The following is a 13397-nucleotide window of genomic DNA, read 5'->3' as shown; positions in this document are numbered from 1 at the left end:
ATAATAAATTTTATTATAATATTTAAAATAAAAAAACTGTAATAAGAATTGTATTTCTACAAATCTTATTACAGTTCATGAATTTGCTTATATATTTATTTATCAATTTCTTTAATAGAATCTATTATATATCTCTTTTCATCATCAGTTAGTTCAGGGAAAATAGGTATTGCAAATGTTCTATGTGATAGATATTCTGCTACAGGCATGTTTCCTTCTTTATATCCTAAATTCTTATAAACTTTTTGAAGATGCATTGGAACTGGATAATATATTCCTGTACTTATTCCCTTTTCTTTAAGTCTATTAACAAACTTTTCTCTATTATCTGATTGGACCACATACATATTATATACTGATTTTCCTTCGTCTATTGTTACAGGTAATGTTAAAGAAGTATCCTTTAAATTTTCATCATACATTCTAGCATTTTCTCTTCTAACATTATTCCATTTATCTATATAATTCATTTTCACTCTTAAAAGTGCTGCTTGAATAGTATCCAATCGTGTATTAAACCCAATTAAATAATTATAATATTTTAATGGATTATATACTGTATCGTCATGTCCTTTTGAAATTTTCACTTCTTCATTTATATTATTTAATAAATTATATGCCTTTTGACCATTTTCTCCACTTCCATGAGTTCTTAAAGCTTTTACAATTGTTGCTATATTATCATCAGATGTTGTTATCATTCCACCATCACCTGCACAACCAAGGTTTTTTGTTGGGAAAAATGAAAAACATCCAACATCACCTATGCTCCCAATTTTTTTTCCTTTATATTCTGAACCAAACGCTTGAGCAGCATCTTCTATAACTTTTAGTTTATGTTTTTCAGCAATCTTTTTTATTTCATCCATTTTTGCTGGTTGACCAAATATATGAACTGGCATAATTGCCTTTGTTTTTTCAGTTATTTTTTCTTCTATTTTCGATGGATCAATATTGTATGTATCCTTCTCTACATCTACAAAAACTGGTGTTGCCCCTATAAATGAAATACTTTCTGCAGTTGCAAAAAATGTAAATGGTGTAGTTATAACCTCATCACCTTTACCAATTCCTAACGCCATAAGTGCTACAACTAACGCATCTGTTCCATTTCCTACTGATATTGCATACTTAACACCAAGATAATCCTGAGCTTCTTTTTCAAATTCTATTACATCTTTCCCCATAATATAACTTGCAGATGAAAGTACTTCATTAACTTTATTGTCTGCATCATTTTTTATTGATTTATACTGAGCTTTTAAATCTACTAATGGAATATTCATAATTTTTCCCCACTCCTTTTAAATTAACTATTTTTTTGAATACGCCTTAAATATACCAGTCTTCGTTGTTATTGATATATTTCCATTATTCTTAATGTAATTTTCTAAATACTTTGTAAATTCTTTTTTCTTTTCACCTACAAGTATTGAACTTCCTTGTATTGTTGAAGCTTTATATGATACTACTGGTTTTGCATCATCAACTATTATTTTTCCTTCTAATATTTCTACTTCTACTTTATTAAAATATTTCTTTAATATTTTTTCACCCTCTTCTAATGAAAACCTTGATGAAAGTCCATTATTATCAAGACCTATATTAGGAGCAAATCTCTCTACTAATTCATTAAGTTCTCTCATAGAATCACATGAATTACCTGTTACATAAAATTTCCCATTTGGAGATAAAACTCTTTTTATTTCAGATAATGCCTTTTCTATATTAGGTACAAAATAAATCATATGTTGGGCAATAACTATATCAAAACTTTCATCCTCATAAGGTATATCTTCTGCATTTATCTCTTTATATATAAAGTCATAATCTATACTCTTTAATTTTTCTTTTGCTATTTTTAACATACTCTTGGAAAAATCTGATAAGGTGATTCTTAATCCTTTATCTATTTTTTTACTATTTTTACTCCACAGTTTACCTGGCCCACATCCTAATTCTAGTATTCGTGCATTCTTTGGAAATTCCATTTGATTAAAACACCATTCATCCCAATCAATTTTATTAATATTATAACTATATAAATTACTACGTAAATTAAGATTCTTATCACTCTTATATTGTTCTTTTACACTTTTCTCCATATTGGTTATCTTTATAATATTTATTAAATTATTAGCATCTAAAAATCCATTTTTTTTTGCTGTATTTTGTGCTTTATTAAAAACTTCTATAACTGAATCAATATGTTTTTTCTTTTCCTCTAATGCTTTTTTCTGAATGCTTATCATACTTTCTAAGTTTTCTCCACTTTCATGTAAAATGTGTCCTATTTCATTCAATGATAATCCTATAAATTTTAAAGTAGTAATCTGTTGAAGTTTTAAAAAATCATCTTCACAATAAATTCTATACCCGCAATCAGTTTTTTTTGATGGCTTAAGAAGGCCTATTTTATCATAATGAAGCAAAGTCTTTACAGTTACTCCTGACTTTTTTGCAAACTCACCAATTTTCAATAACTATCCCTCCTAATAAATCCATTTTAATCCCTTACCTTAGGGTAGAGTCAATACAATTTTTATATAATAGAGTATCTTGTTTATATTTTACTAGAAAATATTCTTTATCAATTTAACGCCCCTAATGAAAAAGAGACTTACAATTATTGTTTTAAAGTAATTTAAGATAATACACATAACTTTGAATATTTTTAACTAGAGTCAATATAAATTAATAGGAGGATGTCAAAAAAATATTTTGATATCCTCCTATTTTTAAATACTATAATAATTCTTTAATTACTTTTACAACTTCTTTTGCTACATATTCAGCATCTTCTAATGATAATGTAGTATACACTGGAAGAGTGATTTCATTTTCATATTGAGCATATGCATTTGGATAGTCCTTAATATCATATCCAAGATTTTTGTAAAGTGTTAACATTGGAAGTGGCTTATAATGAACATTAGTTGCTATTCCTTTTTCAGCTAACATTTGAATAGCTGCATTTCTCTTTTCTTCATTGAATCCCTTAACTCTATAAAGATATAAGTGATATGATGTTTCAGTACCATTATCATCTTTAGTAAATGGGATTATAGAAAAATCTTCTTTAGATAAGATATCTGTATATGTTTTAAAGATTTGTCTTCTTTTTTCTAACATACCTTCGTATCTCTTAAGTTGAACTAATCCAATTGCTGCACCTATATCTGTTAAATTACATTTAAGTCCATCATTAATGATATCATATTCCCATGCTCCAGCTTTAAGTTTGCTTAAAGCATCTTTTGATTGACCATGCATAGCTGTAAATCTCATATATTGTTGTAAATTTTCATGTCCTCTAAAGTTGTTATCATTAAAAGTAACTGCGCCACCCTCTCCTGTAGTTAAGTTTTTAACTGCATGGAATGAGAATGAATGGAAGTCACATTGAGAGCCAACTGGTTCTCCTTTATATTTAGCACCAAAAGAATGTGCTGAATCACAAAGTATGATAATATCTTCTCTATTCATATCTTTTAAAACTTTTTTTAATGCATCATAGTCAAAAGGAACTCCAGCTATATCTACTGGCATAATTGCTTTTGTTTTATCTGTAATTTTTTCTGCAACTTTGTCTATATCCATTTCAAAAGTATCTTTTTTAACATCTACATATACAGGCTTAGCTCCTCTATGTATTCCTGAACTTGAAGTTGCTGTATAAGTATAAGGAGTTGTTATTATTTCATCTCCTTCTTTTATATCAAATACTTTAAGTACTAATTCCATAGCAGCTGTTGCACTATTTAATGCTAATGCTTTGTTCACTTTTAAATATTTTTGTATTTCTTCCTCAAATTTAGCAAGTTGAGGTCCTGATGTAATCCATCCTGATCTTAATACATTTGATACTGCTTGAATTTCTTCTTCTGTTATATCTGGTGGTGAAAAAGGTATTTTTTTCATATAATTCATTCCTCTCTAGTTATCTATACTATTTTAATTGTGCCTTAAACTTATTATAAACTCTTACCTTAGGGCGGAGTCAATAAAATTTTATTTATTTTTCCATTTTGCCTAATAGCTAACATATTTAATAAGGCACATTCAAAAAAATAATAAACCAGTATGCTCATCTATTTTGCGTCATACTGCGTCAGCCAATTTAGTTAATAGCTAACTATTAGCTAAATTGGCTTCCTTGTCTGACACAGAATATACAACGCCTCTTTGGTCTATTATTTTATTTCATGTCCCTAAATCTACTTTTTCATAGACATATATAAACATTTATGAAGTAAAAATTCTATTTGTTTTTTAAGTTTAAATAATTCTTCTAATTCTATATTTACTACTGCCTTTTCATCTTCTTTAAATTCTTCACTAAGTTGATTAAATAAAGCCATTATTTCTTCTTTATTAGTATCTCTTAACATCTCTAAATATTTTTTTATAGAAATTTCTACATCATTAGCCCAATTATCTATAGCATTTAATGAAATTTCTTTTATTTTTTTCTGCCAAGTTAATGAGTCATATAAATAAAATATTGATTCTGTAAAAACACTTAAATAACGAGTAATTGCTTTTAAAGATGATGCTTTTATCGCCTTTATGAGATACTTTAAATTATGTTGAATATGTTTATAAGACTTTATATCTACTAGACTATTTAAGTCTTCTGAATTATTAGCTCCTATACTATATTCTCCCACTTTATTTGCTTTTCTAAACATCTCACCTGTAGCTTGCTTTATTTCATCACCAATATGTTGCTTTAAAACTCCATCCATTACTTCAGTATAAGAAGGTATATTTACCTTAACTTTTTCTTGTAAAACAGAAATAGATTCTTTTAGTAACTTATCTATTGTTTTATCTAGTAAGATAATATCATCTTCAATATAATTTATTAAATTGTCAGTTTCTTCATTTGTAAGATTAGGAACATAATAATCTTGCATTAAAGCAAAAGTTTCCTCTCTTTTAGACCATTTGCTTTCGTCATGTATATAAGATGTAATCTTTTCTTTAATTGTTATTGCAGATTTATCTATAGTTTTTATCGAATTCACTTTTATTTTTGTAAATCCTCTATCTATAGTTCCTAAAATTTCAAATTTCTTATCTAATAATTCTCCAACTATATTTAATTTTTCTTCTATTTCTTCTTTTTTGGATTCAATATTTGCAATTTTAGAATTTATCTTTATACTACATTCATCTAATATATAATCTTGATAATTTTCTAAATTTTCTAAGAGTCTATTTTGCTTGTCTTCATCATTTATCTTTTCACAAATATAATCCCAAAGTTTAGTTGCATTTGGTTTTTTTTCCGAATTGCTTTCTATAAAAAATGACTTAACATCTTTATGTATGCACTTATTAACATTTCCCTTAATTTCCAATACTCTTTTATTATCGTCTTTAAGATTTTTAGGACACATATTTATAGCTAAAACAACTTCCACATCATTTCCTATAATTTCTCCAATATATTTTAAAAATTGTGCATCATCATCTCCAAGTCCAACTCTATAAGAAACAACATATACAATAAAATCACTTTCTGGTATAAATTCTTTTAGTACTTCTTCATGATACTCTATAAGAGATCCATAACCAGGAGTATCAAAAATTCTCATACCTTTATATTTTGAATTTTTACATACTCCTTTATACCTCAATCTATGTAATGTTTTATTTGGATTTACTGAAAGATTATCAAAACTATTCTTGTCCAAAGTTTCAATAGTTGCATCTTTATTTATAGCTGTTAATTCCTCTTTATCTGATATCACAACTTCAGTAACAACACCAGTAGTTGGCTTTACACTTTCAATTAATATTTTATTATCAAATAAGCTATTTATTAAAGCACTTTTACCTGAACTTGTCTCCCCCATCATAACAACATAATGAGCAGGATTCATTATTTTATCTTTAACCAACAAATTCTTTTGAATAATATTTTCATTACCAATAGCATTTACAATTGAATCAATGCTCTTCTGTCTTTCTATGCAGCTTTTAAAACTATTCATTTATATTTCACCCTATTCCTTTTTGTATACTTACCCTAATTCAAATCATATTCCTCTTTTATTTCATTTAAAACCCTTAGGTCTTCATTAAATTCTAAAATATGATCTTCATTGTAAATTCCATCATATTGTTTTTCTATATCTTCTATGTCAAAATTAAAAGTTTTTTCTAAATTACCTCTTAAACTTTTAATTGAATCATCTACCTCTTGTTGTTTAGCTCTTAAATCATCAAGAATTTCTTCTTTTAAATAATTTTCTAAATCTTCTAGCATAGGTTCTAAATCCCTTATAGTATAATTCGCTCTAGTTTCAACTATCTCTTTACGTACTAAATCACCTATTAAAGAAAATGCCATACCAATTCCCATTCCAACAAGTATTCCAAGTGGTCCTCCTAAAGTTCCTACAGTACCTAATGTTCCGATTAATCCACCTGATAGTCCTAATACTGAAGGAAGTGATTTTTCAAATTTAAATTCACTATCCTTGTTAAAAAATGATATGTTTTCATATTTTCCATCAAAACTTTTTATAGTAATATCTTTTAATTCATTATTTAAATTTTTTATTACCTCACTAGTCTTTGATAATACTTCATCCATTATATTATTAATTGCTTTATCAGATGTTTCTTTGTATATTGAGCTTAGCCTATCTCCATCAACAATACCTTTATTAATTATTCTCTTAAGTTCTAATCTAAGATCTTCAATATTTTCTTTTATTGTTTTTGAAGCATACTCTATTGTATTATCCATCTCATCATATGCATAAGTCCTAATTCTTCTGAAATTTTTCTTATTAGTTGAGAGTATTTCTTTTATTTCTTTTATTTTTTCTTCTTTTTCTAAATCATTTTCTTTAGTTTCATTTAAGCATAAATTTTTATAGCTTTCTATTTTATCATTTATATTTCCTAGTGATTCTTTAACCTTTAAATTTAATGTATTTTTTAAACTATTATTATAATCTACTGAAATATTTTCTATTTCTTTTATAACATCAATTATTCCTGATTCTTTATATAAATCATATTCTCTAGTAAATTTCCCTTTAACAGCTTCATAAACATTAACAACATTAACATTGATATTTTTTTCATCATTATGTGCATAACTAATACTTGTTAACACACCTTCATTATGTTCTTTAGCTTCATTTACATCTTCATCATCTTCATCATTCCATCTATTTTGAACAAATATTGTGTTAGATAACTTAGGCCATAAAGCATTTATAAAATTTTTTTCAGTCCTTGTTATTGGAGGATTTGTTCTAAGCATAAAAATACCTGCTATAAGCCTATTTACATAATCTAAAGTAGTCTTTTGGTTTTCTGGAGTTAAACTACCTACACCTGGCAAATCCACAAGCACAATATTATTCTTTAAAATATCACTTTTATTATATAAGACTATCCTAGAAACTTGAAGTTTATTTGCTTTATTATAATCATTATGAACATACTTTTCTAAATTCTTCAATTTTATACTTTCTTGTTTTCCATCAAAAAAATATATTATAGCTTCATCAACATTTTCTCCATATCTTACTTCAACTGGCACACAAGTTGTTTCATCAACATCTGTAGGTAATATATTATCATCCATTAAAATAGAGTTAAGAAAACTACTTTTCCCAGCCCCTTGTATTCCAAGTACAGGTACTAGTATTTCTTTTTTATTTAAATTATCAAGAAAATGATTAAAGTACTCTCTATAATCTATCCCTTGTTCCTCATTGTTAAGATATTTATCTAATAATACATTAAATCTAGGATCATGTATCAAACTGATATAATTCATTTTTTATCTCCTCTTTCCAAAAATCCTAGCAAAAAATGATTTATTTCCCCATTCTACTTCTTCTTTTATATTTTCTATTTTACTATTAAGGTCATTTTCTAATTTTTCTATCATTTCTGCTAAAACATCTTTATCATCTATTTTATTATCAAGATAATTAAGTTTTCCTAAAACCATTTGTTTATCAATTGATAAATCATTTTTTATATTTTTTTCTAATAAATCTATCTTTTTTTCTAATTCTTCATTATTAATATTATCTAGCTTGTTTAAAATATTTTCTTTATTATTTGCAGCATCTTTTACTATTTTCAGCCCTAAAATAGCTAACTTTTCTTCCAAAGATTTAATATTTAATGCATCTATTTTATTAAAAATATCTTCCTTATTTGTATTAGAAGTTTCATTTATATTTTTGCTTAATTCTTCTATATTTTCAGTAATTATACCTTGTAAATGCTTGTCTTTATTTTCTATACTTTCTTTAATTTCTATAGAGTTATTCGCTATTTTTTCTAAATTGCTGTTTAATATTTGATTTTGCTCGGCGATAACCTTATTAATACATGTTTCTATAGTATTCCCAATAGATTCCCTTATTTTTAATAAATTATTATTTAAATCATTAATTTTTTCTTCAAGTTCTTCGCTATCTTCGGTAAAATCTTCTTTTAAAGTATTTATCTTTTTTTCAATAGGTTTTAACTTTTCTATTATATCATCACTCATATTTTTAGATACTTTAGAAAGTGAATATATCATTTCGTCCTGCAATTCACTCATCATATTTTTAGTTATCTCATCACATTGAATTGATATTGATTTATTTTCCATAATAATTCTCCTTAGTTTATATAATAATTTATATATTTCTATCTCTTTATGTTTTAATTAAATTTTCATATCTAAATGTTATTTACTTCACTTATTTAAAAAGTAACTTAATATTTCTTCTAGAGTTTCTTTTTCTTCCTTACCTCTTGATAATGGACTCGCAAATAATTGTTCCTTTATATTCTTATAATCACTTATTATAAAGTCATCATTTTTGTTGCCCTCTATTAATGCCATATTATATATAGGATTTTTAGAATTAATTAACGTCCATCCTTTTATTATGTTAGGAAATTTTATTGAAATTTTATTTTTTAAATTATTAACTGATAGTAACAATTCTTTTATGTTGTTTGCATTAATAAATTCTTTATATGAATCTATTACTAAATTTGCTATTATATCATTGTTTTCTATAATATAATTTAAATTGTTACTTTTCATAATTTGTTTTTCCGAATTTCCTATTTGAATACCATTAAACATTATAAAAATATTGAACGATTTTTGAATTAACTCCTTTAATCCCTCTAAAAGTTTTTCTTTATTTTCACATAATTCATAAATAATTATTATATTCTGAGAATAATATATTCCATTCTCCTTTAAAGCGTTGCTTTCCTCTTCATTTAAGTAAATACCTTTAATTCTAGAAACAAATTTTACACAAGATTCAACATCCCATGTCCAAAAAACTTCTTGTACTTCTGTTTTTATTTTTTCTAAACTACTTTGCTTTATATAATCTCCTATCAATAAATAATTTTTCTCTAAAATTTGATTAATCAATTTATAAAGATTATATGATACATTAGAAATCGAATACTCTGTTAACTTTCTTGATATATCCTCATTTAAAATATCTTCACTAATTGTTACTGCAATTTCATCTTCTTCTACCTTATGCTCTTTAAGTTTTCTATTTATATATTTTAAACTTTTAATAACTTCATCTATATCATAAAGCTCAATATTTTGTTTCTTCTTTCTTTGATATTCTTCTTCTTTCTTGCTTATCTCATGATAAAAAAGATTTAATGAATTATTATACTGTGTTCCCCATTCCCATAATATATTCATGTATTTTCTTCGATTTTGATAACATACATTTTTAACCATCTCTATTGTAGCATCTTTATCTACTACTTTTTCATCATATTCTTCCTCTTTATATCCCCATTTAGTTTCAAATATATCAGATAGAAGTCTCTTTCCAATATTAAAGACCCCTTCTTTTTTAATTAATCTTGTTCTTTCTTCATATTTGTGTTTAACATCTATATTTTTACCTTCCATACTAGGTAATGAATAATCATACCTTATATCTAAATTAAGCTTTTTGTATATCCCTTTTTTACTATCTTCACACTCTTTAACTATATTTAATATCTGTTTTTCTATTTTTAAATTTTTATTATTTATTTTTTCTATTATTTCTGAATAACTTTCAATTTCATCTGAATTTGAAGAATTTATTTCACTTATTGTATCTGAAATTATTTTATCTATAATCTTAATCTTAGATTCTATTTTTTCTCTTGAAACCTTAAAGTCATATACAACATCATCTATATCGCTACTTATTTCTTTTATTGAATTTATATTTTCTAAATTTTTTCCTTCTATAATTTCTCTATCAGTTGAAATTATATGATTAATTCTTTCACTAAAACTTCTCTCTCTTGATGCATTTATCTTAGGCATAACTTTTTGAACACACATATTTATAGCTCTAGTTAAATATTCTATATTTGAACTATTATATAAACTAATATCATTTGCTATTCTTCCTCTAAGTGCATTAAGAGCAGATATTTGAATTATATCAAATTCATTATTATTATTTGTTGCAGTTTTTAAAAGGTTTTGTCCTCTTTTTTTATGCTTTTTTAAAATCTCCTCTTTACTCTCTTCTATGATTCCATTCTTACCTATTTTCTCTTCAATAGAATCAATCATATTTTGTACTAACACAATCTGCTTTTCTTTTTCGTTTACGATTTTAATCTTTTCTGCATTAATTTCGTCACTATTAGCTTTAACTGTAGTTAAAAATATACAAATATCTATTGTTGGAAGTAATATCTCTAATGTTAATTTTTCATGCATCTCCAAATCACATGCATCTAAGCCTGGACTATCTATAATATGTATATTATTTTCAAGTAAAAAGTTTGGAGACTGTATATCTATTTGAGTAACTTTAAACTTATTATTAGGATTTTTACTTTCATCGGCATATTCTGCTATAACTTTATCATTTAAATTATTTCCACTTAAAACTTTTGCTTCTTTATCTCTGAAAAATATAGTAGCTTGTCTTATTTCTCCTTTAGAGACTGTGATAATTATACTAGAGCTTGGAATAATTGCTACAGGTAAAATTTTTTCTCCTAAAAGAGCATTTACTAATGTAGATTTACCACTACTTGTTATTCCCATAATAGCAATTCTTATTATATTATTTTCAATTTGCTTCTTTTTTTCTTCAAACCACTCAATATCATAGTTATATCTTTTCTTTCTATAATCATTTTGTTCTAACACATTTCTTATTTCATCAACTGTATTTAATATATAATTATTCTTTTCCATAGTAATCTCCATTTAATGTTAATTTATGTAATTCTAATTATCACAAATTACTTGTTTACTGATATATTACCACAATTACTAACATTTATCTAAATAAAAAATTGTCAAAATAATTAGTAATTTCTATATTTTTTGCAATAAAAAAGCTATTTAAAACACTTTATTATTATTTTAAATAGCTAAATATATAAATTCCATTAAAGCTTGTTTAGAAGTATAAATATTATAATATTTATACTTCTAAACTATATAGGGTTAATTAAAGATAAATTTTCTATAAAAATTATAAATAAATAAATAAATAAATATATATATATATATATATTTATTTATTTTATATCTCAACAATTACTGGTAAAATCATAGGTTTTCTTTTCATTTTTGTATATACAAAATTATCTACTTCTCTTCTTATTCTATTTTTTATTTCAGCCCACTGAGTAATATTATTATCCAAACAAGTTTCTACAACCTCAGTAACTATATTTTTAACATCATTAATTAACTCTTCTGAACCTCTAACATATACAAATCCTCTTGATACTATATCGGGTCCTGATAATATAATTTTATTTCTTATATCTATAGCTACAACTACCGTTATAATTCCATCTTCAGCTAAATTTTTTCTATCTCTTAGCACCATACTGCCTACATCACCTACGCCTAATCCATCTACAAGTACCCTACCTGCTGGTGCTTTCCCTACTACTCTACCTTTATTCTTAGATAATTCAAATATATCCCCCGTTTCTAAAATAAATATATTAGATTTATCCACCCCCATACTATTTGCAATTTTAGCATGTGTAATTAAATGCTTATATTCACCATGTACTGGAATAAAAAATTTGGGTTTTAAAACAGCTTGAATAACCCTTAATTCCTGTTCACATGCATGACCTGAAACATGAATATCTTCTATTGCTTTATATATCACATCAGCACCTTTTGCTGTTAAGTCATTTATTAAATTTGAAACTGCTTTCTCATTCCCTGGTATTGGTGTTGCTGAAATAATAACCATATCACCTTTTTCTATTTGTATATGCCTATGAGTTGATGCTGCTATTCTTGAAAGTCCTGCCATAGACTCTCCCTGACTTCCAGTTGTAACAATTGTAATTCTATCATTTGTATAATTCTTTATTTCATCCAATCCAATTATCATATCTTCAGGTATAAATAAATATCCCAACTCTATAGCAACCTTACATATATTTTCCATACTTCTGCCACTAAAAGCTATTTTTCTACCATTTTTTATAGAACAATCACTAATTTGTTGTAATCTATGAACATTTGATGCAAATGTAGATACTATAACTCTACCTGTTGCTTTTCTAAAAAGATTTTCTAATGTTTCACCTACTGTTCTTTCTGACATTGTATAGCCATTATGTAGGGCATTAGTACTGTCAGCCATTAAAAGTAAAACTCCCTTTTTGCCAAGTTCAGCATATCTTTGAAGATTTATAATTTCTCCATCAATTGGAGTAAAATCAATCTTAAAATCTCCACTATGTACAACCACTCCTACTGGAGTATGTAAAGCAATTGAACAGCTGTCTGGTATACTATGATTTGTTTTAATAAATTCTATTTTAAAATTTTTAAACTTTATAAACTCATTTACTTTAACAACATTTAATGTACAATCACTAACCATCCTATGCTCTTCTAATTTTGTTTCTACTAACCCTAGTGTTAGTTTAGTACCATATATAGGAACATTAATTTGTTTTAATATATAGGGTAGTCCTCCTATATGATCTTCATGACCGTGAGTTATAAAAAATCCTTTTACTTTTTCCTTATTTTTTATTAAGTAAGTAACATCAGGAATTATAATATCAATTCCATAAAGATCTTCATCAGGAAATGACAATCCACAATCTATAACTATTATTTCATCATCATATTCAAATGCAGTTATATTTTTTCCTATTTCACCCAAACCACCTAATGGAATTATTTTTAACTTATCCTTATTTTCTAATGACATTGTTTTGGATTTATCAGTTTTAACTTTTTTTTCTTTAATTTTATATTCTTTTATATTATCCAAATTATCACCCCTATTTAAATAAGTTATCGCTTAATTTAAGTATTTACAAATATCATTAAATATATTAATTATTTATAAAATAATTAATAT

8 protein-coding genes are annotated in these 13397 nt (G+C 25.5%); all 8 read right to left on the bottom strand.

Annotated elements, in window-relative coordinates; all coding sequences use genetic code 11:
- Positions 1-95: 95 nt before the first annotated feature.
- On the bottom strand, positions 96-1286 hold the full coding sequence (locus ACYUET_RS10650) for a DegT/DnrJ/EryC1/StrS family aminotransferase (RefSeq protein WP_460279457.1): 1191 nt from the start codon (positions 1284-1286) through the stop codon (positions 96-98).
- Positions 1287-1313: 27 nt separating this feature from the next.
- On the bottom strand, positions 1314-2480 hold the full coding sequence (locus ACYUET_RS10645) for a MerR family transcriptional regulator (protein WP_460279455.1): 1167 nt from the start codon (positions 2478-2480) through the stop codon (positions 1314-1316).
- A gap of 265 nt (positions 2481-2745) precedes the next feature.
- Positions 2746-3921, bottom strand: coding sequence for a DegT/DnrJ/EryC1/StrS family aminotransferase (locus tag ACYUET_RS10640; RefSeq protein WP_460279453.1), 1176 nt, complete (start codon positions 3919-3921; stop codon positions 2746-2748).
- 296 nt (positions 3922-4217) lie between these two features.
- Positions 4218-6002 carry a dynamin family protein gene (locus ACYUET_RS10635; protein ID WP_460279451.1) on the bottom strand — a complete coding sequence of 595 codons (1785 nt, stop codon included), beginning with the start codon at positions 6000-6002 and terminating at the stop codon, positions 4218-4220.
- A gap of 35 nt (positions 6003-6037) precedes the next feature.
- Entirely contained in the window at positions 6038-7810 is a 1773-nt protein-coding gene (locus ACYUET_RS10630; RefSeq protein WP_460279450.1) for a dynamin family protein, read from the bottom strand.
- 3 nt (positions 7811-7813) lie between these two features.
- On the bottom strand, positions 7814-8644 hold the full coding sequence (locus ACYUET_RS10625; RefSeq protein WP_460279448.1) for a hypothetical protein: 831 nt from the start codon (positions 8642-8644) through the stop codon (positions 7814-7816).
- 87 nt (positions 8645-8731) lie between these two features.
- Positions 8732-11239: a dynamin family protein gene (locus ACYUET_RS10620; protein ID WP_460279446.1), complete on the bottom strand. Its 2508-nt coding sequence runs from the start codon at positions 11237-11239 to the stop codon at positions 8732-8734.
- 334 nt (positions 11240-11573) lie between these two features.
- Positions 11574-13244, bottom strand: a complete 1671-nt coding sequence (locus ACYUET_RS10615) for a ribonuclease J (protein ID WP_460279483.1) — start codon at positions 13242-13244, stop codon at positions 11574-11576.
- Between the last annotated feature and the right edge of the window lie 153 nt (positions 13245-13397).

It is taken from the genome of Clostridium sp. CTA-5 (genome assembly GCF_054768135.1).
The sequence above is the reverse complement of the archived record's forward strand: the minus strand, read 5'-3'. Positions and strand labels throughout refer to the sequence as shown.